The following is a 22338-nucleotide window of genomic DNA, read 5'->3' as shown; positions in this document are numbered from 1 at the left end:
GGAACGACCATGGACCCTTTCATGCAAGCCGCCATCGAAGAAGCCCGCCAGGGCCTGGCCGAGGGCGGGATTCCCATCGGCTCGGTGATCGTCCACAAGGGCCGCATCATCGGTCGGGGTCATAACCGCCGTATCCAGGAAGGCAGTGCGATCAAGCACGGCGAGATGGACGCCTTCGAGAACGCCGGCCGCCAGCCCGCCAGCGTCTACCGGGAGGCGGTGCTCTACACGACGCTGTCGCCCTGTTCCATGTGCAGCGGCGCCATCCTGCTCTATGGGATTCCCAAGGTGATCATCGGCGAGAACCGCACCTTCATGGGCGAGGAGGAACTGCTGCGCTCCCGTGGCGTGGAGCTGGAGGTGCTGCAGGATGCCGAATGCGTGAAGCTCATGGAGGATTTCATCGAAGCCCGGCCGGAGTTGTGGAACGAGGATATCGGCGAGCCGGCGGCCTGATCCCAAACCAACGCCACAACCGCATCGTCCCCCCTGGCGCCCGCCAGTGGGACCCCTTGCGAGAGCCCCTCTCGCAAGGGGACTACCAATCGTCGAGTAGCGACTATGCTGGTATTCAGCCGATCCAGCAGCGGATCGGAGACGTCGCTTTAGGCCCGACACGATAGGGGGGTCTAGGCTGGAAGCCGGCAGAAATGACGATCATTGAACAGAAATGACTTGGATCAGACTCCAGTGCGGCTTGAGGATCTTGCGCCGTACGTCCGTTGGATCGCTGCCAAGCAGTAGGAATGTCCGACTGGTTTTGCCTGATTGCTACAGCAGAAGGAGAGCTCAATGCTGTCAAGTTCCGTTTCGGAAAGGATCCTGTCTCGCGGCCTGATGGACGTGCTCATTCGAGCAGGCCTGGTCGCGATCCTCGCCATTTCCTGCTACCAGGTTTTCCATCCCTTCCTCAACCTGATGCTCTGGGCATTGATCCTGGGGGTCACTTTCTATCCACTGCATCAGAGTCTGAAGGCCAAGCTGGGCATGCGTGATGGCCACGTGGCCACGCTGATCGTTGTGGTTTCCCTGATTCTGCTGATGGTGCCGGTCTACCTGCTGGCATCTTCCATGGCCGAGTCGGTGCAGGGGGCCATCGAACTGTTCAAGGGCGGTGAACTGAATATTCCATCACCCAACGCGTCCGTTGCCAGCTGGCCCCTGATCGGCCAGCCGTTGTTCGACTTCTGGCAGCAGGCGTCGGTCGACCTGACCAGCCTGATGAAGAAGTTGCTGCCCCACCTGCGCGGCTTCGGCATGAGCATGTTCGGCAAGCTGGCCGGCGTAGGGGCGGGCTTTCTGCTGTTCATCGCCGCATTGATCGTGGCAGGCATCTTCATGGCATTTGGCGAGAATGGTCACCGCAGTGCCATACAGATCGCTTCACGCATCTCCGGGCCGGACCGTGGCCCGCAGATCGCCGAGCTTTGCACGGCGACCATTCGTGCAGTGGCGCAGGGCGTGGTCGGCATTGCCTTCATCCAGATGCTGCTGGTGGGCATCGCCTTCGTGCTGATGGGAATCCCGGGCGCTGGCCTCCTGGCGCTCGGCGTGTTGCTGCTGGGCATCATGCAACTGCCCGCACTGCTGATCACCATTCCGGTGATCATCTTCGTGTTCGCCAGCCAAGGAGCGACCGCCGGAGCCATCATCTTCGCCATCTACACCTTCGTTGCCGGGATGTCGGACAACGTCCTGAAACCCCTGTTGCTGGGGCGTGGTGTCAACGTACCGATGCCCGTGGTGCTGATCGGCGCCCTGGGCGGCATGGTCACCGGCGGCATCATTGGGTTGTTCATTGGCCCGGTCATGCTGGCCGTCGGCTACATGCTGTTCTGGCACTGGGTCGACGACCAGCCGGAAAGCGCGGCGGTGACAACCACTTCGGAAGAAGAGACGACGACCTGACGCTCCGACTTCCCCATGTACATGGCCGGCAGATCTACCTGGCTGTTCCTGTTCGGAGCCCTTGGCCTCAGTGGCTGCGTGCGTCTGGGACCGGATTTCCAGACGCCGCGCGAACCCTGGATCGACCAATGGAACAGTCCGGCCATCGCGCAGGCGAGCCTTGATCGCCCGCAGCCGGACTTCCGCCAATGGTGGCAAGTGTTCACCGACCCGGTCCTCGATGCCCTGGTTGCCGAAGCCGACGCGTACAACCCAAGCCTGGAAATTGCCGGCCTGCGGGTGATGGAGGCGCGCGCGCAGCTCGGCATCGCCATGAGCGGCCGATATCCGCAGGTGCAGCAGGTCAGTGCTGATGCGCTGTACCTGGACCGCAACCAATCCGGGGGGCGCAATCCGCAAGACAGCCATTCCTGGCAATACGGTGCGGGCTTCGACGCGGCCTGGGAGCTGGATTTCTGGGGACGATTCAGCCGCGCCATCGAGTCGGCCGACGCGGCCTACTTCGCCGCCTATGCCAACTACGAAGACGTGCTGGTGCTGCTGCGTGCCCAGGTGGCGGACACCTACTTCTCACTGCGCACCTTCGAGGCTCGCCTGCGCATCGCCCGTGACAACGCCGAACGGCAGCGGCGCAGCTTCGAGATCACCGAGCGGCGCTTCCGCAGTGGTGACAGCGACGAGCTGGACTTCCAGCAAGCCAAGACCCAGTACCTCGGCACCCTGGCTACCATCCCTGACCTGGAAAGCCAGGTGCTTCGCACGCGCAATGCCCTGGCCGTGCTGGTGGGCCGGCCGCCAGGTCCACTGCCGGAGCTGCGCGAACGAGAGGGCCTCATTCCATTGCTGGATCGCGCGGTGCTGCAGGACGTTCCCGCCAACCTGCTGCTACGTCGTCCCGACGTCCGCGCAGCCGAGCTCGCGGTTGCCGCCCAGTCGGCGTTGATCGGCGTATCCGAGGCGGATCTCTATCCTTCCATCACCCTGCTGGGCAGCATCGGCTGGAGCGCCTCGACCCTGGATGGCGCTTCCGACAGCCTGGACCTGGCCGCGGGGCCGAGCCTGGTGTGGAACGTGTTCGACCATGGTCGGATCAAGAACGATGTGCGCGTCCAGGATGCGCGCCTGCAACAGCTCATCGAGGTTTACCGTGACGGCGTGCGCCAGGCCGCGCGCGAGGCCGACGACGCCGCCACCGGGCTGATCAAATCGCTCGAAAGCGAACGCATCCGGCGCGAGGCTGCCGAATCGGCGGAGCGCTCCCTGACCCTGGCAATGGCGCAGTACCGCGAAGGCTTCGCAGATTTCCAGCGGGTGCTGGATGCCCAGCGGGAGCTATTCCAGCAGCAGGACAGCTATCTGGTCAGCCGCAGCAACGCAGTGGCCAACCTGATCGGACTGTACAAGGCCCTGGGCGGTGGCTGGTACAGCACGAGACCGTTGATCGACGACAGTACGCGCCAGCAGATGCAGCAACGCACCGATTGGGGTGACCTGCTGGACGAGCCCGATGCGCCGTCCGACTCGTCTCCGATCGAACAAGGTGAACGACCATGACCGATTCTCTTCAGGCCAATCCGCAGCCACCGGCCCAGCCCGCTCCCGAGAAGGCTGCGGACGGCGCGAAGAAGGGGACCCGCTGGGTCGCCCTGGTCATCGTCCTGACGCTGGTCTGGTACCTGCTGGCCGATCGTTTCACCCCCTATACGCAGCAGGCGCGACTGCAGGCCTTCGTGGTGCCGGTGGCCGCTGAAGTAGCCGGCCGGGTCACCAAGGTGCACGTTCGCAACAACCAGGACGTCAAGGTGGGCGAGGTGCTGTTCGAAGTGGACCCGACGCACTACCAGATTGCCGTCGACCGCGCCCGTGCCGACCTGGAAACCGTACGCCGGCAGGTGGGGGCGAGCACTGCCGCCATTGATTCGGCACTGGCTTCCCAGCGGGCCGCCGAGGCCAACGAACTGAAGGCGCGCCAGGACAGCGAACGCCTTGAACGCCTCTACCAGCAGGACCCGGGCACTCTCTCCGTACGGCGCCTGGAAGGGGCGCGGGCATCCCGCGAGCAGGCCATCAGCCAGGTAGCGGCAGCGCGGGCCGAAGTGCAGCGTGCGCGGGAGCAGCAAGGTGGCAGCGAAGCGGAGAACGCGCAGTTGCGCAGTGCCGCCACCGCCCTGGAAAAGGCCGAACTGGACCTGGCCAACACCCAGGTCAGGGCACGCTCGGCCGGCCTGATCACCGACCTTCGCACCGACATCGGGCAGTACGTGGGGGCGGGTAACCCGGTGATGACCCTGATCGCCATCCACGACCTGTGGATAAGCGCCGACTTCACTGAAAACAACCTGGGCCACGTCCAGCCGGGGGCTCCGGTCGCCATCGTGCTCGATGCCCTGCCTGGGCGAGTTTTCAAAGGACGGGTACGCAGCGTCGGCTATGGCGTCAGCGTTGGTCAGGCGCCGGCCCCCGGTAGCTTGCCATCGGTGGAGAACAGCCGTGACTGGCTGCGGCCCGCCCAGCGATTCCCGGTCATCGTCGAGCTCCTGCCGGGCGAACTCGACGAACTGCGCGGCCTGCGTGTTGGCGGCCAGGCCGAAGTCATGGCCTTTCCCCGCGAAGGCAACGTCCTCAATCCGCTGGGCCGACTGTTCATTCGCATGATGAGCTGGCTGTCCTATGCCTACTGAGCACGACCCACGCAGTCAGCGCGCCCTGCGCCTGGCCAGTGGTACGGCGCTGGGCTTGGCGATCAGCTTCGGCCTGGCCCTGCCGATTCCCTTCCTGGCGCCGATTTTCGTCCTGGTCCTGCTGACCGCCGGCAATCGTCCCCTGCCTTTGAAGGCCGGACCGGGACTGGCGCTGGTGATCATGCTCAGTACCGGAACTGGCCTGTTGCTGATTCCACTCCTGCGCCATGCGCCAGCGAGCGGTGTGTTGCTGGTCGCACTCTGCCTGTACCTGTGCTTTCGCTATGGATTGCGCGGCGGCAACCCGCTGGTGGCGCAGTTTCTGGTGATCGGCCTGACCATGATCAGCGCCGCCGGCACGGCCGAATTCGCGTTGGCACTGACGGTGATCCAGGCATTGGGCAAGGGTGTGCTGCTCGCTGTACTGGTGGTTTCGCTCAGCCATATGGTCTTTCCCGAGCCAACCGCGCCGCCGGCGCCCGCCGCGCGCCCGGTGCTGGAGGACGTGGAGGCTGCCTGGGTGGCGCTGCGCGCAGCGTTGGTGGTGCTGCCTGCTTTCCTCCTGGCCCTTATCGACCCGGCCAGTTACATGCCGCTGATCATGAAGTCGGTCAGCCTCGGCCAGCAGGTCTGCGGTGCCAGCGCACGCACGGCCGGTCGCGAACTGCTGGGCTCGACCCTGCTGGGCGGCGTGCTCGCCATGCTGTTCTGGAGCGCGTTGAGCCTCTTTCCGCACCTCTGGATGTTCTTCCTCTGGATGCTGCTGTTCGGCCTGCTGCTGGCCCGAAAGCTCTATCGTCTCAGCCCAACGGCGCAGACGCCGGGTTTCTGGGTCAACACCCTGATCACGCTGATCATCCTGCTGGGCCAGTCTGTGCAGGACAGCGCGGCGGGCAAGGATGTCTACACCGCCTTCGCCGTCCGCATGGGCCTGTTCATCGCCGTCACCCTGTATGCCTGCGCCGCGGTTTACCTGATCGATCGGCGTCGTTTCCGCCGGCAACGGCGCTCCACGCTCTGACGAGGTCGCTTCATGTTGCTCAATCTGCTAGTCGGAATTCCCGTGATGTTGCTCTGCCTCCTCATGCAGGCGTACTTCGTGGCGCTCTGCCTGAAATACTTCGTGCGTTATCGGAAGCTCTGGCAGGGGCATGATTCGCAATTGCGCAACACCGGATACCTGGCCGTGGTGATGCTTCTGATGCTGCTGGGCAATTTCGTGCAGATGGCGATCTGGGCGGCGTTGTTCCGGCTACTTGGTGAGTTCGATGACTTCGCAACCGCGCTTTACCACTCGGCGGTCAACTTCGCGACCCTGGGTTACGGCGACATCGTCATGTCTGGCGCCTGGCGCTTGCTGGGACCGCTGGAGGCCGCCAACGGCATCCTCATGTTCGGGGTGTCCACCGCCGTAATGACTGCGGCGGTGACCGAAGTCATCAAGCTCCACATGTCACGAGGGCTGCACAAGCAGGACGACTAGACTGTATCTGTCAGTCCGCCTTCGCCTGGAGGTGCAGCATGGCGATCCGCGAAGGTTTCATCGGCAGTGTCGGAAACACGCCGCTGCTGCGTCTCGAAAGCCTGAGCAACGAGACTGGTTGCGACATCCTCGCCAAGGCCGAATTCCTCAATCCCGGTGGGTCGGTAAAGGATCGCGCGGCGCGCTCCATCCTCGACGACGCCGAATGCCAGGGCTTGCTGTATCCCGGCGGCACCGTGGTAGAGGGCACCGCCGGCAATACGGGAATCGGCCTGGCACACATCTGCGCGGCGCGTGGATATCGCTGCATCATCGTGATTCCTGACAACCAGTCCCCGGAGAAGCTCGACCTGTTGCGTACCCTCGGCGCCGAAGTGCGTCCGGTGCCGCCCAGGCCTTACAAGGACCCGGACAATTACCAGAAGATCGCCGGACGGCTGGCCGCCGAGCTGCCAGGGGCGATCTGGGCCAACCAGTTCGACAACACCGCCAATCGGCAAGCCCACTTCGAAACGACCGGCCCGGAAATCTGGGCCGATACGGATGGTCGGCTGGATGCCTTTGTCTGCGCCACCGGTACCGGTGGCACTTTGGCCGGGGTGGCGCGGTTCCTCAAGGCGCGTGACCCGGGCATCCGCATCGTCCTCGCCGACCCGCTGGGCAGCGCGCTGTACAACTGGGTGAAGCACGGTGAACTGGTGGCCGAAGGCAGCTCCATCACCGAAGGCATCGGCACCACGCGTATTACCGCCAACCTCGAAGGCACGCCTATAGACGACGCCGTGCAGGTGGACGACCCCGCCTGCGTGGCCATGGTCTATCACCTGTTGCGGGAGGAGGGCCTGTTCGTCGGTGGCTCCTCCGGCATCAACCTCGCCGCGGCTGTGCAGGTGGCCCGCGCGTTGGGGCCGGGGCACCGGATCGTGACCCTGCTCTGTGATCGAGGCGGGCTCTATCAGGGGCGGCTGTTCAATCCGGCGTGGTTGGCGGAGAAGGGGCTGGCTGGTGCGGCTGGGTTCTAGGCTGTCGTTGCGCTGGGGCTTTCAGATCAGCCTTGGCACACGCTTGAGATGTTTCCCCCTCACTCAAGCCCCCTCCCTCTGGGGGAGGGGGGATTCGGCAGTACTGCGAGCCTCGGGGCATCAGGTGAGAGGGAAGGGGGAGAGGGTCACTCTGCTTCAGCTAGCCAGATCAGGATCGAACTGCAGCAGCAACGACCAGGGCGCATTGCAGTTGCCGACGAAAATCGGATGCAGCAGGCATATGGCGTTGCCGGCGCCCTTGAAGCGCAACGTCTGGCCATCGCGAATTGCACTGCGCGCATCGCCAGGAAGTTCGTTGGCCGGGGTGCCCAGCCGCTTCTCATTCGGGTGAGTCACGTAGTGGGCAGCGTTGGAAAGCAGCGCGTAGTGGCCGTTGCCGAACGGCTTGAGCTGGCTCAGACGCTCCTGAAGCTGTTGCAGGCTGTAGTCGGCACCAAGGATGCCGAGGAAGCGCCCGCCGGCCTGCATCGGGGTCATGAAGGAGGTCATCAGCACCGTGTTGCCGGCCACCGTGTACTCGTAGGGCTCCATGAACAGGTCGCGGCCTTTGCGCCGGGGTAATTCGTACCAGTCGCCGTCGTAGCCCACCAGGCACTCGCGCTGGATGGCGCCGGCGCCCCGGTTCCAGTAGGCCATGATGCGGCCGGTATGGTCGTGCCCCGGCTGGTTGGCGAACTCGCCGTCACGGCCGTCCAGGGCGTTGGGTTCGCTGGCACAGGCGAAAGCCAGCAGACCGGGGTTTTGCAGCAGGAATTGCTGCATCACGGCGTCGATCTGCTCGCGCTGCGGGCCGAGGCCCTGGGCATGCAGGCCGAGGATGAAATGCTTGAGGCCATAGAGCGCAGTAGCCATTACCGCAAACTGGTTCTGCAATTGCTGCGCCTCTCGGGCGAGCAGGACCGCAGCCGTCTCCGCCTTTGAGGCGCTTTCCGCTCGTTGCACCTGCTCGAGGGCCTTTTCGCTCTCCTGGCGGATGGTGGCGACCACGTTGCCAATATCGGAGGTGGCGTTGGCCGACTGGGTGGCCAGGCGCCGCACCTCGTCCGCGACCACGGCGAAGCCGCGACCGAGTTCGCCGGCGCGAGCAGCCTCGATGGCGGCGTTGAGGGCGACCAGGTTGGTATTCCTGGCGATCTGGCGGATCACGTCGGAAACCTTGCTGATCTCGTTCCAGCGGCTGTTCAGGCCGTCGATCAGCAGCTTGACCTGGTCGAGGGTGGAGTTGTCCTGGACGCCGTCGTCCGATATGGGCGCCTGGGGCTGTCGGGTACTGCTCTGCATGGTGGGCTACCGAAATGGATTGGGGCAGGAAGACGCCACAGGCAGTGGCGCGAAACCGGGGCCCGATCGCTCGTACCCCGGATGGCCTCGACCTGTCAGCCGAGTTCGCTGACCGCCCGGTGGGCTTCGTCTATGGCCGCGTGGGCATAGGCGCTCCAGGCCGAGTCGGAGTTTGCGATTGTCACGTTGCCTACCGGCTTGCGCGCCAGGAGCATGGTTTTCTCGCTCTCTTTTTCATCGTCGAACAGTGAGTTGGAGAAGTAGGCGTAGCCGTGGGACCAACGGTTCACGGTAATGGCGAGGATGTCTTTCTGGTGGTCGAAACCACCTGGACCGAGCATGCGCTGGAGCTGGTCGCGAAGCTGCGCTTCGAGCTGCTCGAAGGTCGTCGCATAGAGCTTGGCACGGCCAGTGCGGGCCTGGGTGCGGGCGTCCATGCCGGAGTTAGGCGACGTCGGCACGTAGACCATGTGCAGGCCGATGGGCTGCTTCGGATCCCGCGGGTGGTTGTAGCCACCGAGGTCTACCGGGTAGTCCAGTTTGATCCGGCTGTAAGGCTGCGTGGTCGCATAGATTTCGTGCACGCCGAGCTTCTGGAAACTCTCCCAGTTGCGGATCACCACCTTGGTGTACACCAGCGGGAACTTCACGTTCTGACTCAGAGCCTGGGCCTGGTCGGGGGAGAGGTCGGGCAGGAGATAGGGAATCATCATGTTGTAGCAGGCCATTACGCAGTGCTTGCTACGTACCCTGGCCAGCTGGCCGCCACGGCTGTAACCGATATCGACGCCGCCGGCGCGGTTCTTCACGTTCACCGCCGTGCTGTTGAGGCGCAGGCGTACGGGGCTGCCTGCGACGTCCAGCTGGCTGTAGTCGAACTGCGCCAGGACGATGTCGTCCATGCCCTTGCCGGGCGCTACGGCCGGGATCAGGTCGCGCACCAGCAGGCGTGCCACCGAGGCGTTGCCGTCGGGGAAGTGATAGATGTACGGCTCTTCCATCTCCGCCTTGGCTTCCTCGCCAATGGGCGGCAGCTGCATCGCCGCGAAGCCGGGGAAGCCGACGTAGTAGGCGTCGTAGGCAGCTACGGCATCGATGCTGAGGGCTGAGAAATCATTGGTGCGGCTCTGGAAGTACTTCACCGCACCCTCGGACAGGCCAACGTCCTTGAGCAGGAAGTCGCGGTAGCTGGTTTTGGCCAGGTGGGCTTCCTTCTCGTCGCTTGTCTTGCCGGCCAGGTAGTCGCGGGGCGCTTCATAAAGATCGATCAGCGCCTGGCGGTCTGCCTCGGGCAGCGGGAAGTCGCTGATGAATGCGCGCCAGGAGCGGGCATTGAGTTTTTCCGGGGCGATGTCGTCGGCCACCATGGGTGTCGGGTCGCCGCTCACCAGCTTGTCCACGCCGAAGTTCTCCTTGTCGAAGAACACCCCGCGGGACAGGCCGAGGTTGGGGTAGAAGTTGCGATCGAAGGCGGTCTCGAAGCGCTTGATGTCGACACCGAGCTTCTTCAGCAAGCCATTCACGGTCTCGCTGTAGAGGTGGTTGGGCGACTGGAAGGATTCGCTGCCGCCGTAACCGATGATCATGCGGCCACCGACCTCGAACTCGTTGCGCTTGGCGTGGCCGCCGAAGTCGTCGTGGTTCTCGATGATCAGGATGCGCGCATTGGGCTGCTTCTCGCGGTAGAACCAGGCGGCAGCCAGGCCGCTGATGCCACCGCCGACCACCACCAGGTCGTATTCCTCGGCTACCGGCATGCCATCGGTGTCGAATTTCTTCTTCTCCCAACCCATCTGGTGGGCCACTTCGAAGGCGCCGGGGTGGCTGCCGCGCAGGCCGGTGAGGGCCGGCGGGTAGTAGCGGCCGGACGGCGCTGCGCGCAGCAGCTGCGTGGGCGTGAGGCCGGCGGCGATGGTGAGGGCGACACCGTTGAGGAAATCACGGCGGGTGATGGTCATAGCGAATCCTTGCAAGGCAGTTGTTTTCGATCTTTGCAGCGACGCTGGCGCGAAGCCGGGCGGGAGGAGACCGGTGCCCCGCATTGGGGGCACCGGTGAAGGGGTTACCAGCCGAGTTGCTTGTTGAAACCGAGGGCATCGTAGTAGTCGCCCTGGTAGGTGATCTTGCCGTTCTTGACGCGTACGAAGCTCACGCCTTCGAACTTCAGCGGCTTGTTGGTGGCCGGGGTTTCGGCACTCCAGGCACCGCTGTTGGTACCCGCGAATTCCCACTGGAAGGCGATGCCTTCGGCGCTGACGATGGGCTCGCTGATCATTTTCCACTTCAGGTCCGGCACGGCGCCGATGAACACCTTGATGACGTTGTCGCGGGCAGCCGCACGACCTTTCTGCGGCGTGCCGACGGTGGCATCGAAGTATTCCGCGTCCTCGGCCAGGAAGCTGGCGGCCTTGTCGACGTCGTGGGCGTTCCAGGCAGCCATGTAGCCATCGACTATGGCCTTGGCATCGTCAGCCGCCTGGGCCATCCCGGCCATGGCGAAAAACAGGATGAAGCTGAAATTACGCAAGGTATTACGCATTGCTCGTTCTCCTGGTTGGGTGAGGCGTACTGCGGGTGGAACGTTCTTGCTTTGCTTGTCTGTGGAGGCGATTTCAATCGCTAAGGGCGGCGTAGCTGCCCCAAGGTTTCCCCGGGCAGGCCTGCGGCCTGCTTGGCGAATGAAATCGCCCCTACAGCAGGTGGCGCGAATCCGGGCGTCGCTCACGCCGCGCGGGCTAGGCGAGAAGAGCGGAGAACGCGGAATGTACTGTTGTACATGAGCATTTCGACGTTCTTCTCAACAACGCCCGAGCAAGCGAGCGGCGGCCGGATCAGTGCTTGAACATCACGTGGCGAATGGCGGTGTAATCCTCCAACCCATACATGGACATGTCCTTGCCGTAGCCGGAGTGCTTGACGCCACCGTGGGGCATTTCGCTGACCAGCATGAAATGAGTGTTGACCCAGGTGCAGCCGTACTGCAGGCGCGCGGACAGGCGGTGGGCGCGGCCGACGTCGGCGGTCCAGAGGGAAGAGGCCAGGCCGTAGTCGGAATCGTTGGCCCACTCCAGCACCTGCTCCTCGCTATCGAACTCGGTGACCGAGACCACCGGGCCGAACACTTCGCGGCGGACGATCTCGTCGTCCTGGCGGGCGCCGGCGAGCACGGTGGGCTGGAAGAAGAAGCCCGGGCCGTCGACACGCTTGCCGCCGGTGACCACCTGGATGTGCGGCACGGCGGCAGCGCGCTGGACGAAGCCCTCGACGCGTTCCAGGTGCTGCTCGGTGATCAGCGGGCCGAGTTCGGTATTCGGGTCGTCCTGCAGGCCGGTCCGGATGCTGCCGACGGCTTCGCCGAGCTTGGCGACGAACTTCTCGTAGATGCCTTTCTGCGCGTAGATGCGGCAGGCGGCGGTGCAGTCCTGGCCGGCGTTGTAGAAGCCGAAGGTGCGGATGCCTTCCACGGCGGCGTCGATGTCGGCGTCGTCGAAGATGATCACCGGGGCCTTGCCGCCCAGTTCCATGTGCATGCGTTTCACGCTGTCGGCGGTGCCGGCGATGATGCGCGAGCCGGTGGCGACCGAGCCTGTGAGGGAGACCATGCGCACCTTCGGGTGGGTGGTCAGCGGTTCACCGACGCTCGGGCCGCGGCCGAAGACCATGTTCACCACGCCGGCGGGGAAGATCTCGGCGATGAACTCGGCGAGCTTCAGGGCGGTCAGCGGGGTCTGCTCGGAGGGTTTCAGTACCACGGTGTTGCCGGCGGCCAGGGCCGGGCCGAGTTTCCAGGCGGCCATCATCAGCGGGTAGTTCCACGGCGCGATGGAAGCGACCACGCCGACCGGGTCGCGGCGGATCATCGAGGTATGGCCGGGCAGGTACTCACCGGCGGCGGAACCGCTCATGCAGCGGCTGGCGCCGGCGAAGAAGCGGAACACGTCGGCGATGGCCGGCAGTTCGTCGTTCAGCGCGGCGGCGTAGGGCTTGCCGCAGTTCTGCGATTCCAGGCGGGCCAGTTCTTCGGCGTGGGCGTCGATGCGGTCGGCGAGCTTGAGCAGGAGGGTGGAGCGGTCTTTCGGCGAGGTCTGCGACCAGGCCGGGAAGGCGGCGTCGGCGGCGCGCACGGCGGCATCGACCTGGGCCGGGCTGGCCTCGGCGATTTCCACCAGGGCGGTGCCCAGGGACGGGTTTAGCACGGCGAGGCTGGGGCCTTCACCAGCGACGAGCTGGCCGTTGATCAGGAGTTTGGTTTGCATGGGGTGATCCTCGTTCGGTTCTAGCCCCTCTCCCCCTGGGAGAGGGGTTGGGGTGAGGGAAAATCGGTGTGGCTCGGACCGCCCTCACGCCCGGCCCCTCTCCCGGAGGGAGAGGGGAGAAAGCGAGGGATAGGGAGCCGGCCTGAAACTGTTTACTTCCCGCTACCCGCCACGCTCTCGCCACCCTTGGTCAGGTAGTAGGCGGCGAGGATGGGCAGCATGGTCACCAGCATCACCAGCATGGCGACCACGTTGGTGACCGGGACATCACGCGGGCGGCTGAGCTGGTTGAGCAGCCAGATCGGCAGCGTGCGCTCGTGGCCGGCGGTGAAGGTGGTGACGATGATCTCGTCGAACGACAGCGCGAACGCCAGCATGCCGCCCGCCAGCAGGGCCGAGCCCAGGTTCGGCAGGATGATGTGGCGGAAGGTCTGCCAACCGTCGGCACCCAGGTCCATCGAGGCTTCGATGAGGCTATGGGAGGTGCGGCGGAAGCGCGCGATCACGTTGTTGTGGACGATCACCACGCAGAAGGTGGCGTGGCCGATGACGATGGTCAGCAGGCCGGGTTCTATGCCCAACTCCTTGAACGCCGAGAGCAGGGCGATACCGGTGATGATGCCGGGCAGGGCGATCGGCAGGATCAGCATCAGCGAGATGCCTTCCTTGCCGAAGAAGCTGTGGCGATACAGCGCGGCGGCCGCCAAGGTGCCCAGAACCATGGCGATCAGCGTGGCGACGACCGCGACCTGCAGCGACAGCTTGATCGCTTCCACCACGTCGGCGCGGCCGAAGGCGACGCTGAACCAGTGCAGGGTGAAGCCCTGCGGCGGGAAGCTGAAGGCGGCGTCTTCGGTGTTGAAGGCGTACATGAAGATGATCAGGATCGGGATGTGCAGGAATGCCAGCCCGCCCCAGGCGGCCGCTTTCAGGCCCCAGGACGCTTTCTCAGAGTGCATCGAAGGCCCCCAGACGTTTGACGATGGACAGGTACACGGCGATCAGCACGATCGGTACCAGGGTGAAGGCGGCGGCCATGGGCATGTTGCCGATGGCGCCCTGCTGGGCGTACACCATGCTGCCGATGAAGTAACCGGGCGGGCCCACCAGCTGCGGCACGATGAAGTCGCCCAGGGTCAGGCTGAAAGTGAAGATAGAGCCGGCGGCGATACCCGGAATGGACAGCGGCAGGATCACCTGCATGAAGGTCTGGCGCGGGTGCGCGCCGAGGTCGGCAGAGGCTTGCAGCAGCGACGGCGGCAGGCGCTCCAGGGAGGCCTGGATCGGCAGGATCATGAACGGCAGCCAGATGTACACGAACACCAGGAAGCGCCCCAGGTGCGAGGTGGAGAGGGTGCTGCCACCGACACCGGGCACGCCCAGCAGCAGTTCCAGCACGGGCTGCAGATGCAGCGCCTGGACGAACCACATCACTACGCCGCCCTTGGCCAGCAGCAGGGTCCAGGCGTAGGCCTTGACGATGTAGCTGGCCCACATGGGCATCATCACCGCGATGTAGAAGAACGCCTTGGTCTTGCCCGTGGTGTAGCGCGCCATGTAGTAGGCGATGGGGAAGGCCAGTGCGGCACTGGCGATGGACACGGCGATGGCCATGCTCAGCGTGCGCACGATGATGTCGAAGTTGGCGGCCTGGAACAGTGCGCCAAAGTTGACCAGGGTCAGATCCGTCGACACCGTCATGGTGAAGTCGTCGAAGGTGTAGAAACCCTGCCAGAGCAGCGTCAGCAGCGAGCCCAGGTAGATAGCGCCGAACCACAGCAGCGGCGGCACCAGCAGCAGCGAGAGGTACAGCGTCGGACGGCGATACAGCAGGCCCGAGAACCTGCGCATCAAGCCATTGGCGGCGCGCGGCCGCTCGGCGTTGAGGGTCAGTTCCATGTCACGCACCCTCGGTCAGCTGGACCATGGCATCGCGGGCCCAGCGAGCGGTGACCACCTGGCCCTGCTGGTGCAGCGGCGCGGCGTCCTGCCACTGGCTGTTGGCCAGGCTGACGCAGAGGTTCTGGCCGTTATCCAGGCGGATTTCGTAGCGGGTGGCGGCGCCCTGGTACTGGATGTCGTGGAGCAGGCCGCTGATTTCCACCTCGTGGCTGCCGACCTCGCCCTGGGCGAAGCGGATGTGCTCGGGGCGGATGGAGAAAGGTTGCTCTACACCGGAGAGCTGGCGGGCCAGGTCGCCGCGCAGCACGTTGGAGGTGCCGACGAATTCGGCAACGAAAGGCGTGGCCGGCTTCATGTAGAGGTTGCGCGGGGTGTCCACCTGCTCGATGCGGCCCTTGTTGAACACCGCCACGCGGTCGGACATGGACAGCGCCTCGCCCTGGTCGTGGGTGACGAAGATAAAGGTGATGCCGAGCTGGCGCTGCAACTTCTTCAACTCGCTCTGCATCTGCTCGCGCAGCTTCAGGTCCAATGCGCCGAGGGGTTCGTCAAGCAGCAGCACGCGCGGGCGATTGACCAATGCGCGAGCAAGGGCCACGCGCTGGCGCTGGCCGCCGGAAAGCTGCGCGGGCTTGCGGTCGCCGTAGCCGGCCAGGGCGACCATTCCGAGCGCTTCTTCGGCACGTGCCAGGCGCTCGGCGCGAGCTACGCCCTTCACCTTGAGGCCATAGGCGACGTTGTCGCGCACGTTCATGTGGGGGAACAGGGCGTAGTCCTGGAACACGGTGTTCACGTCGCGCTCGTAGGGCGGCAGGCCGGCGGCCTCTTCACCGTGGATGCGAATGGAACCCGAGGTGGGTTGCTCGAAGCCGGCGATCAGGCGCAGGCAGGTGGTCTTGCCCGAGCCCGAGGGGCCGAGCATGGAAAAGAACTCGCCGTCCTTGATATCGATGGATACCCGGTCGACGGCTTTGACCTCGCCGAACTGGCGGGAAACCTGAGTGAACTGGACAGCAAGTGTCATGGTGTGGTGCTCCGGTGACGCGAAAAATCAGGTGTGCAGGCAATAGCTCCCTCTCCCCCTGGGAGAGGGTTGGGGTGAGGGAAACGCCATTTGCAAGGTGTTTCAAAGGACTAAGGACAGCGCCCTCTCCCGTCAGGGAGAGGGCAGGACATGGGGTCAGCGACCGCCCATGATCGCGATGTAGTCCTGGGTCCAGCGGCTGTACGGCACGAACTTGCCGCCCTCGGCCTGCGGGGTTTTCCAGAAGGCGATCTTGTCGAACTGCTCATAGCCGTTGGTGGCGCAACCTTCGGCACCGAGCAGGGCGCTGGCCTTGCAGCCGGCGGGAACGGCCGGCAGGGCGCCGAACCAGGCGGAAACGTCACCCTGGACCTTGGGTTCAAGCGACCAGTTCATCCACTTGTAGGCGCAGCTGGGGTGCTTGGCGTCCACGTGCAGCATGGTGGTGTCGGCCCAGCCAGTGACCCCTTCCTTCGGGAACACGGTGTCTACCGGCTGACCTTCGGCCTTCAGGGTGTTGGCCATGTAGCCCCAGGTGCTGGAAGCGGCCACGCCTTCGTTCTTGAAGTCGCTCATCTGTACGGTCGCGTCGTGCCAGTAACGGTGCACCAGGCCATGTTGCTTGCGCAGCAGGTCGAGCACGGCGGTGTACTGCTCTTCGGTCAGTTGGTACGGGTCCTGAATGCCCAGTTCCGGCTTGGCGGATTTCAGGTAAAGGGCGGCGTCGGCGATGTAAATCGGGCCGTCGTAGGCCTGCACGCGGCCCTTGTTGGCCTTGCCGTCGGCCAGTTGCTGCGGCTCGAAAACCGCGCTCCAGCTGTCCGGGGCCTTGGCGAAGGCCTTGGTGTTGTACATCAGCAGGTTCGGGCCCCACTGGTAGGGGGTGCCGTATTGCTGGCCCTGAACGGTGAACCAGGGCGCGTCCTTCAGGCGCGGGTCGAGGTTCTTCAGGTTGGGGATCAGCTCCGGATTGATCGGCTGCACGCGCTTGCCGTAGATCAGGCGCAGCGAGGCGTCGCCGGAAGCGGTGACCAGGTCGTAGCCGCCCTTGGCCATCAGGCTGACCATCTCGTCGGAGGTGGCGGCGGTCTTCACATTGACCTTGCAGCCGGTGTCCTGCTCGAACTGGGTGACCCAGTCGTAGTTCTTGTCCGACTCGCCGCGTTCGATGTAGCCGGGCCAGGCGATGATGTCGAGCTGGCCTTCGCCCTTGCCGACTTGTTTCAGGGCTTCGGCGGCCTGCAGGCTGCCGCTGGCGAGGATGGCGGTGGCCACTGCGCTGAGCAGGGCGGTTTTGCGCACGGACATGTTGTTCCCTCTTTTTCGTTATTGGTCGGGGCAGATGAAGCAGGTACAGCCGGCCTTCAAGGCCGTTTATCTCTCTTAAAAGTCGTTCCCGTGGCGGGCCATGATGTGGCGCACCACGCTGTAGTCCTGGAGTGAATCGCTGGACAGGTCCTTGCCGTAGCCGGAGCGCTTGAGCCCTCCGTGAGGCATCTCGCTGGCCAGCATGAAATGGGTGTTGATCCAGGTGCAGCCGTATTGCAGGCGCGCGGCCACCTGCATGGCCTTATCCAGGTTCTGGGTCCAGACCGAGGAGGCCAGGCCGTACTCGGAATCGTTGGCCCAGTCCACGGCCTGCGCCAGGTCGTCGAAGCGGGTGACGGTGACCACCGGGCCAAAGACTTCGCGCTGGACGATCTCGTCCTGCTGCTTGCAGCCGGCCAGCAGGGTGGGCTGGTAATAGAAGCCTGCGCCTGAGTGCACGGCAGCGCCGGTGACCCGCTCGATGTGGGGCTGGCCCAGGGCGCGCTCGACGAAGCTGGCCACGCGGTCGCGCTGGCGGGAGCTGATCAGCGGGCCGATTTCATTGTCCTGATCGCGCTTGCGGGCGAAGCGCAGGCTGGCCACGGCTTCGCCCAGCGCGCTTACCAGACGGTCGTGGATACCGGCCTGGGCGTAGATGCGGCAAGCAGCGGTGCAGTCCTGGCCGGCGTTGTAGTAGCCATGGGTGCGCACGCCCTGGACCACGGCATCGATGTCGGCATCGTTGCAGACGATCACCGGCGCCTTGCCACCCAGTTCCAGATGGGTGCGTTTCAGGGTGCGCGCGGCGCTCTGGAGGATTTTCTGGCCGGTGACGATATCGCCGGTGAGCGACACCATGCGCACGCGGGGGTGGTTCACCAACTGGCTGCCGACGCTGTCGCCACCGCCGCAGAGGACATTGATCACTCCCGGTGGGAGGATTTCGGCCAATGCGGGGGCCAGGGCCAGGATCGACAGCGGGGTGTGCTCGGAGGGCTTGAAGATCAGCGTGTTGCCGGCAGCGAGCGCCGGGGCGATCTTCCAGGCCGCCATCATCAGCGGGTAGTTCCAGGGCGCGATGGAGGCCACCACGCCGACCGGATCGCGGCGCACCAGACTGGTGTGGCCGGGAATGTACTCGCCAGCGAGCTGGCCTTGCTGGCAGCGCACGGCGCCGGCGAAGAAGCGGAATACGTCGGCGGTGGCGGGAATGTCGTCCTGGCGCGCCAGATGCAGCGGCTTGCCGCAGTTCAGGGCTTCCAGGCGGGAGAGTTGGTCTGCGCGTTTCTCGATGGCGTCGGCAATGGCCAGCAGTGCGGTGGCGCGTTGTGCCGGCGTGGTGCGCGACCAACTGGCAAAAGCGCGATTGGCGGCAGTGATGGCAACTTCCACCTGTTCGATGGACGCTTCGGTGATGGTCACCAGGACCTCGCCGCTGGCGGGGTTGATGATCGGCTCGGCCAACCCTTCGCCGATGACGAGCTGGCCGTCGATCAGCAGTTCGGTGTGCAGGGTGGGTGTGCTGGCGGCGCCGGTCATCTTGCTGGCTCTTTTCTTCTCGGTTTTTTGTTCTTCGGTCATTCCGGTGCTCCCTGAATGGGCCCGGCATGCCTCTGCTTATGGAGACGAGAGACTAGAGGTCGGGCTTGAGGTCGACAAATTCTAAATATTGAAAGTGGCGTTCGATTAAATCGAAGGCTTGCGATTATTCGGCTGCTCTCGCGCCACGGTGAGGAATGGGTCCACCAGCGCCGGGCGTGCGGTGCCGCGGCGCCAGGCCAGGCCCACGTCCAGTGGGGCGCCCAGGTCCACCAGCGGACGGGCTTCGATGATGTCGCCCTCCAGCGACCAGGGGCGGTAGGTCATGTCTGGCTGGATCGACAGTCCGAGGCCTGCCGCCACGAGGCTTCGTACCGCTTCCACAGACGCGGTGCGCAGGGTGACCTGGGGCGTCAGACCCGCTCGGGACCAGATTCGCTGGGTGTGCAGGCCCATCTCGTCGGCATTGAGCTGGATCAGCGGTTCGCCCGCCACGTCCGCCAGTGCGATGCTGTCGAGTTCCAGCAGCGGGTGCTGGGCCGGCAGCCAGAGACGGTGTGGAGAGTGGGTCAGCACTTCGGTCTGCAGGGCATGGCGGTCTTCCAGGTTGGAGAGGATCAGCACGCCTACATCGATCTCGCCGCTGACCAGCAGATGCTCGATGTAGGGGCGTTCGTCCTCGACCACGCGGGTCCTTACGTTGGGGTAGGCGCGCTGGAAGCGCGTAATCAGGTCCGCCAGGTAGTAACCGGCTACCAGGCTGGTCACGCCAATGGTGAGGCTGCCGGCCACCTGGTCAGTGCTCTGCTGCAGGCTGCGCTTGGCGTTCTCGACCGTCGCCAGGATCAGGTGCGCCTGGCGCAGGAACTGGTGGCCCTGGTGGGTCAGAGACATGCCCTTGGCATGGCGATTGAACAGATTGACGCCGATTTCCTCCTCCAGTTGCTGGATGGCCAGGGTCAGTGTGGATTGGGATATGAACACTGCCTGGGCGGCGGCGGAGATGGAGCCGGTTTCGGCGACAGCAATGAAATGGCGGATCTGGCGGAGGGTCATCATGGGCGTGGCTCGCGTCTGGATGGCAGCCGGAGATTAGGGTTTATCGAAATCTGAACGGTTGATTCGCTTTTTTAGATGGTTATGCAGATTTCCGCCACTCTGCGGGCCCGCAGCAATATCTCGAAGCACTCTGTGAACTGCTGCGAGGAGTCCCTCCGGCTAGAGTCGGTCGATCTGTGAATTCGGACTGACCTGGAGGTTTCCATGAACACCCGCGGACTGCTCGACCAACTACTCAAATCCGGCCAGGACCTTCTGCAACAGAAAACCGCCGGTAAATCCGGCGGTTTTTCGGGCGGGAAGTCCAACTCCGGCGACCTCGGCAGCCTGCTCAAAGGTGCGGGTGGCGGAGCGCTTGCGGCAGGCGCCCTGGGGCTTCTGCTCGGCAACAAGAGTGCTCGCAAGCTGGGCGGCAAGGCGCTGACCTATGGCGGCCTGGCAGCACTCGGTGTGCTGGCCTACAAGGCCTACGGCAACTGGCAGGCCCAGCAGGCCGGTGCGCCGCAAAGCGAACCCCAGACCCTCGATCGACTGCCCGCTCCCCAGGCTGAACAGCACAGCCAGGCCATCCTCAAGGCGCTGGTGGCTGCGGCCAAGGCCGATGGCCATGTGGATGCCCGTGAGCGCCAGTTGATAGAAGAAGAATTGGCCAAACTGACCCAGGATGCAGACCTGCGCCGCTGGCTGGATGCCGAACTGAACAAGCCGCTGGACCCCATGGACGTGGCCCGCGCGGCCACAACCCCGGAAATGGCGGCCGAGATGTACCTGGCCAGTGTGCTGATGGTGGACGAGGAGCACTTCATGGAGCGCGCCTATCTGGAAGAGCTGGCGCGCCAGCTGCGCCTCGATCCGGGGCTCAAGGCCGAGCTTGAGCGTCAGGTTCGGCAAGAGCTGGCCTGAACAAGACGATCAACGAATGAAGTCGAGTCTTCTGTAGGAGCGAGCTTGCTCGCGAAAGATCGTGCTCGGGACTCTTCGCGAGCAAGCTCGCTCCTACAAATTCGGAATTCGCTCCCCACGCGCTTGCCCCGTCCATTCCCTTCCTGCAAACCGGCAACTTTCTGCCAAACTCCCAAAGCCACGCGCCGTCGGCTTTCTGGCGACGTAAATGTACGTCTTCCGGTGCTTGCGGGCGTTGGGGCGAGTCACTAGAGTCGCCGCCAATGGCGCTGCGCCGCCAAGATTCCGGGCATTGGTAACTGGGGAAGTTTTGTGAAGAACTGGACTGTTCGCCTGCGTATCCAGGCAAGTTTCGCGGTGATCATCGCCATCATGCTGTTGATGGCCGCCATGTCCTACATGCAGCTGAGAAACATCGAGCACGAAGGCGACCGGGTGCTGGCCGACTCCGTACCCGGCATGTTCATGATCAGCAAGCTGCGCAGCAGCTGGACTGACAACATGCTGCGGACCCAGGCGTTGCTGGGCGGCGCTGGTGCAAGCGACGTACTGGTTTATCCGGGCGACGAGAAGGCGCTGAAGGAAAGCAACGACCAGCTCGATGCCTTCATCAAGTCGTACGAAGAGACGATCTCCAAGACCGATGACCTGGACAACTACCGGCAATTCCTCGGTATCTACAAGGCCTATCGCGAGCACCAGGCACAAATACTGGTACTGGCGCGTGCCGGTAGCCTGGAGCAGGCTCGCCAGAGCTTCCGCGAAGGACTGATCGTGCAGTGGAACGGTGGGCGCCAACTGCTTAACGAAATGATCGATTTCAACAAGGGGACCGCCGAGAGCTCGGTCGGGGAGATCGTCAGCTCGGTGCGCAATGCCGAGCGCAGCATGCTCCTTGCCATGGTGCTGGCGGTTGCCGCCGCGGCCGTTTGCGGCTTGCTGTTGATGCGTGCGATCACCCGCCCGGTTGGCGGTATCGTCGATACCCTGCGGATCATGGGCGGCGGCGATCTGTCCGCGCGCCTGGATCTCAAGCGCCAGGATGAATTCAACGCCATCGAGACCGGCTTCAATAGCATGGCCGAAGAGCTCAAGGCCCTGGTTTCCCAGGCCCAGCGCTCCGCAGTCCAGGTGACCACTTCGGTCACCGAGATCGCCGCCACAAGCAAGCAACAGCAGGCCACCGCTACCGAGACCGCTGCCACCACCACCGAAATTGGCGCCACTTCGCGGGAAATCGCCGCGACCTCTCGCGACCTGGTCCGCACCATGAACGAGGTGTCCGGCACCGCGGAGCAGACTTCCATCCTCGCGGGTTCCGGCCAGCTTGGCCTGGCGCGAATGGAAGACACCATGCACCAGGTGATGGGCGCGGCCGAGTTGGTGAATGCCAAGCTGGCGATCCTCAATGAGAAGGCCGGCAACATCAACCAGGTGGTCACCACCATCGTCAAGGTGGCCGACCAGACCAACCTGCTGTCCCTCAACGCCGCGATCGAGGCGGAAAAGGCAGGCGAGTACGGTCGCGGCTTTGCCGTGGTGGCGACTGAGGTGCGGCGCCTGGCCGACCAGACCGCCGTTGCCACCTACGACATCGAGCAGATGGTGCGCGAGATCCAGTCGGCGGTGTCCGCCGGGGTCATGGGCATGGACAAGTTCTCCGAAGAAGTGCGCCGCGGCATCGCCGAAGTGGGGCAGGTGGGTGAGCAGCTGTCTCAGATCATCCAGCAGGTGCAGGCGCTGGCGCCGCGTGTGCAGATGGTCAACGAGGGCATGCAGGCCCAGGCCACCGGCGCCGAACAGATCAACCAGGCCCTGGTACAACTGGGCGAGGCCACTGGTCAGACGGTGGAGTCCCTGCGCCAGGCCAGCTCAGCCATCGATGAACTGAACCTGGTGGCCAATGGCCTGCGAACCGGCGTCAGCCGATTCAAGGTCTGAGTCGACGCCC

The 22338-nt window shown here is 64.4% G+C and carries 19 protein-coding genes and 1 pseudogene; 9 read left to right on the top strand and 11 right to left on the bottom strand.

The window, feature by feature from the left end:
• Positions 1-9 precede the first annotated feature (9 nt).
• The 7 genes from SA496_RS20460 to SA496_RS20430 all read left to right on the top strand — a co-directional run bounded on the left by SA496_RS20460 (position 10) and on the right by SA496_RS20430 (position 7094).
• Positions 10-456: a nucleoside deaminase gene (locus SA496_RS20460; protein WP_120654790.1), complete on the top strand. Its 447-nt coding sequence runs from the start codon at positions 10-12 to the stop codon at positions 454-456.
• Between the two features lie 336 nt (positions 457-792).
• Positions 793-1908, top strand: a complete 1116-nt coding sequence (locus tag SA496_RS20455; RefSeq protein ID WP_120654791.1) for an AI-2E family transporter — start codon at positions 793-795, stop codon at positions 1906-1908.
• A gap of 21 nt (positions 1909-1929) precedes the next feature.
• A complete protein-coding gene (locus tag SA496_RS20450) occupies positions 1930-3462 on the top strand; it encodes an efflux transporter outer membrane subunit (RefSeq protein WP_442965094.1) in 1533 nt (510 codons plus the stop codon).
• Positions 3459-4589, top strand: coding sequence for an HlyD family secretion protein (locus tag SA496_RS20445; protein ID WP_120654793.1), 1131 nt, complete (start codon positions 3459-3461; stop codon positions 4587-4589). The genes SA496_RS20450 and SA496_RS20445 overlap by 4 nt, the downstream gene beginning before the upstream one ends.
• Positions 4579-5610 (top strand): DUF2955 domain-containing protein, encoded by a 1032-nt coding sequence (locus tag SA496_RS20440; RefSeq protein WP_153917060.1) that lies wholly within the window; start codon positions 4579-4581, stop codon positions 5608-5610. Before SA496_RS20445 ends, SA496_RS20440 begins: the two co-directional genes overlap by 11 nt.
• Before the next feature lie 12 nt (positions 5611-5622).
• Positions 5623-6072: a potassium channel family protein gene (locus SA496_RS20435; protein ID WP_120654795.1), complete on the top strand. Its 450-nt coding sequence runs from the start codon at positions 5623-5625 to the stop codon at positions 6070-6072.
• A 38-nt stretch (positions 6073-6110) separates the two neighbouring features.
• Positions 6111-7094 (top strand): cysteine synthase A, encoded by a 984-nt coding sequence (locus tag SA496_RS20430; protein ID WP_120654796.1) that lies wholly within the window; start codon positions 6111-6113, stop codon positions 7092-7094.
• A 156-nt stretch (positions 7095-7250) separates the two neighbouring features.
• On the opposite strand, the gene SA496_RS29315 is transcribed toward SA496_RS20430, so the two are convergent.
• The 11 genes and pseudogenes from SA496_RS29315 to SA496_RS20380 form a co-directional block, all read right to left on the bottom strand.
• Positions 7251-7751, bottom strand: a complete 501-nt coding sequence (locus tag SA496_RS29315) for a PDC sensor domain-containing protein (RefSeq protein ID WP_442965093.1) — start codon at positions 7749-7751, stop codon at positions 7251-7253.
• Between the two features lie 309 nt (positions 7752-8060).
• Positions 8061-8285, bottom strand: a pseudogene (locus SA496_RS29310) (methyl-accepting chemotaxis protein); the annotation flags it as partial.
• A 206-nt stretch (positions 8286-8491) separates the two neighbouring features.
• Entirely contained in the window at positions 8492-10354 is a 1863-nt protein-coding gene (locus tag SA496_RS20420; protein ID WP_330114378.1) for an NAD(P)-binding protein, read from the bottom strand.
• 104 nt (positions 10355-10458) lie between these two features.
• Positions 10459-10935, bottom strand: a complete 477-nt coding sequence (locus SA496_RS20415; protein ID WP_120654799.1) for an ester cyclase — start codon at positions 10933-10935, stop codon at positions 10459-10461.
• Between the two features lie 292 nt (positions 10936-11227).
• The gene (locus tag SA496_RS20410) at positions 11228-12652 is read right to left on the bottom strand and encodes a gamma-aminobutyraldehyde dehydrogenase (protein WP_120654800.1); all 1425 of its coding nucleotides are present in this window, start codon (positions 12650-12652) and stop codon (positions 11228-11230) included.
• 152 nt (positions 12653-12804) lie between these two features.
• The gene (locus SA496_RS20405) at positions 12805-13611 is read right to left on the bottom strand and encodes an ABC transporter permease (RefSeq protein WP_120654801.1); all 807 of its coding nucleotides are present in this window, start codon (positions 13609-13611) and stop codon (positions 12805-12807) included.
• Positions 13601-14551, bottom strand: a complete 951-nt coding sequence (locus SA496_RS20400; protein WP_120654802.1) for an ABC transporter permease — start codon at positions 14549-14551, stop codon at positions 13601-13603. The genes SA496_RS20405 and SA496_RS20400 overlap by 11 nt, the downstream gene beginning before the upstream one ends.
• A 1-nt stretch (position 14552) precedes the next feature.
• Positions 14553-15578 carry an ABC transporter ATP-binding protein gene (locus tag SA496_RS20395; RefSeq protein WP_120654803.1) on the bottom strand — a complete coding sequence of 342 codons (1026 nt, stop codon included), beginning with the start codon at positions 15576-15578 and terminating at the stop codon, positions 14553-14555.
• A 156-nt stretch (positions 15579-15734) separates the two neighbouring features.
• Positions 15735-16886, bottom strand: a complete 1152-nt coding sequence (ydcS, locus tag SA496_RS20390) for a putative ABC transporter substrate-binding protein YdcS (protein ID WP_120654804.1) — start codon at positions 16884-16886, stop codon at positions 15735-15737.
• A gap of 75 nt (positions 16887-16961) precedes the next feature.
• Entirely contained in the window at positions 16962-18467 is a 1506-nt protein-coding gene (locus tag SA496_RS20385; RefSeq protein ID WP_178123536.1) for a gamma-aminobutyraldehyde dehydrogenase, read from the bottom strand.
• A gap of 105 nt (positions 18468-18572) precedes the next feature.
• Entirely contained in the window at positions 18573-19484 is a 912-nt protein-coding gene (locus tag SA496_RS20380) for a LysR family transcriptional regulator (RefSeq protein WP_120654805.1), read from the bottom strand.
• Positions 19485-19688: 204 nt separating this feature from the next.
• Between SA496_RS20380 and SA496_RS20375 the strand changes: the two genes are divergently transcribed.
• The gene (locus tag SA496_RS20375) at positions 19689-20387 is read left to right on the top strand and encodes a tellurite resistance TerB family protein (protein ID WP_153920788.1); all 699 of its coding nucleotides are present in this window, start codon (positions 19689-19691) and stop codon (positions 20385-20387) included.
• Between the two features lie 312 nt (positions 20388-20699).
• Positions 20700-22328, top strand: coding sequence for a methyl-accepting chemotaxis protein (locus SA496_RS20370; RefSeq protein ID WP_280358527.1), 1629 nt, complete (start codon positions 20700-20702; stop codon positions 22326-22328).
• Positions 22329-22338 lie beyond the last annotated feature (10 nt).

The organism is Pseudomonas sp. JS3066, from assembly GCF_036328175.1.
In the GTDB taxonomy this organism is placed as follows: Bacteria; Pseudomonadota; Gammaproteobacteria; order Pseudomonadales; family Pseudomonadaceae; genus Metapseudomonas.
The sequence above is the reverse complement of the archived record's forward strand: the minus strand, read 5'-3'. Positions and strand labels throughout refer to the sequence as shown.

Excerpts from the sequence above, each read along its gene's own strand:
- SA496_RS20460 (WP_120654790.1), top strand. The coding sequence starts at position 10 with ATGGACCCTTTCATGCAAGCCGCCATCGAAGAAGCCCGCCAGGGCCTG.
- SA496_RS20455 (WP_120654791.1), top strand. The coding sequence starts at position 793 with ATGCTGTCAAGTTCCGTTTCGGAAAGGATCCTGTCTCGCGGCCTGATG.
- SA496_RS20450 (WP_442965094.1), top strand. The coding sequence starts at position 1,930 with ATGGCCGGCAGATCTACCTGGCTGTTCCTGTTCGGAGCCCTTGGCCTC.
- SA496_RS20445 (WP_120654793.1), top strand. The coding sequence starts at position 3,459 with ATGACCGATTCTCTTCAGGCCAATCCGCAGCCACCGGCCCAGCCCGCT.
- SA496_RS20440 (WP_153917060.1), top strand. The coding sequence starts at position 4,579 with ATGCCTACTGAGCACGACCCACGCAGTCAGCGCGCCCTGCGCCTGGCC.
- SA496_RS20435 (WP_120654795.1), top strand. The coding sequence starts at position 5,623 with ATGTTGCTCAATCTGCTAGTCGGAATTCCCGTGATGTTGCTCTGCCTC.
- SA496_RS20430 (WP_120654796.1), top strand. The coding sequence starts at position 6,111 with ATGGCGATCCGCGAAGGTTTCATCGGCAGTGTCGGAAACACGCCGCTG.
- SA496_RS29315 (WP_442965093.1), bottom strand. The coding sequence starts at position 7,751 with ATGGCCTACTGGAACCGGGGCGCCGGCGCCATCCAGCGCGAGTGCCTG.
- SA496_RS20420 (WP_330114378.1), bottom strand. The coding sequence starts at position 10,354 with ATGACCATCACCCGCCGTGATTTCCTCAACGGTGTCGCCCTCACCATC.
- SA496_RS20415 (WP_120654799.1), bottom strand. The coding sequence starts at position 10,935 with ATGCGTAATACCTTGCGTAATTTCAGCTTCATCCTGTTTTTCGCCATG.
- SA496_RS20410 (WP_120654800.1), bottom strand. The coding sequence starts at position 12,652 with ATGCAAACCAAACTCCTGATCAACGGCCAGCTCGTCGCTGGTGAAGGC.
- SA496_RS20405 (WP_120654801.1), bottom strand. The coding sequence starts at position 13,611 with ATGCACTCTGAGAAAGCGTCCTGGGGCCTGAAAGCGGCCGCCTGGGGC.
- SA496_RS20400 (WP_120654802.1), bottom strand. The coding sequence starts at position 14,551 with ATGGAACTGACCCTCAACGCCGAGCGGCCGCGCGCCGCCAATGGCTTG.
- SA496_RS20395 (WP_120654803.1), bottom strand. The coding sequence starts at position 15,578 with ATGACACTTGCTGTCCAGTTCACTCAGGTTTCCCGCCAGTTCGGCGAG.
- ydcS (WP_120654804.1), bottom strand. The coding sequence starts at position 16,886 with ATGTCCGTGCGCAAAACCGCCCTGCTCAGCGCAGTGGCCACCGCCATC.
- SA496_RS20385 (WP_178123536.1), bottom strand. The coding sequence starts at position 18,467 with ATGACCGAAGAACAAAAAACCGAGAAGAAAAGAGCCAGCAAGATGACC.
- SA496_RS20380 (WP_120654805.1), bottom strand. The coding sequence starts at position 19,484 with ATGATGACCCTCCGCCAGATCCGCCATTTCATTGCTGTCGCCGAAACC.
- SA496_RS20375 (WP_153920788.1), top strand. The coding sequence starts at position 19,689 with ATGAACACCCGCGGACTGCTCGACCAACTACTCAAATCCGGCCAGGAC.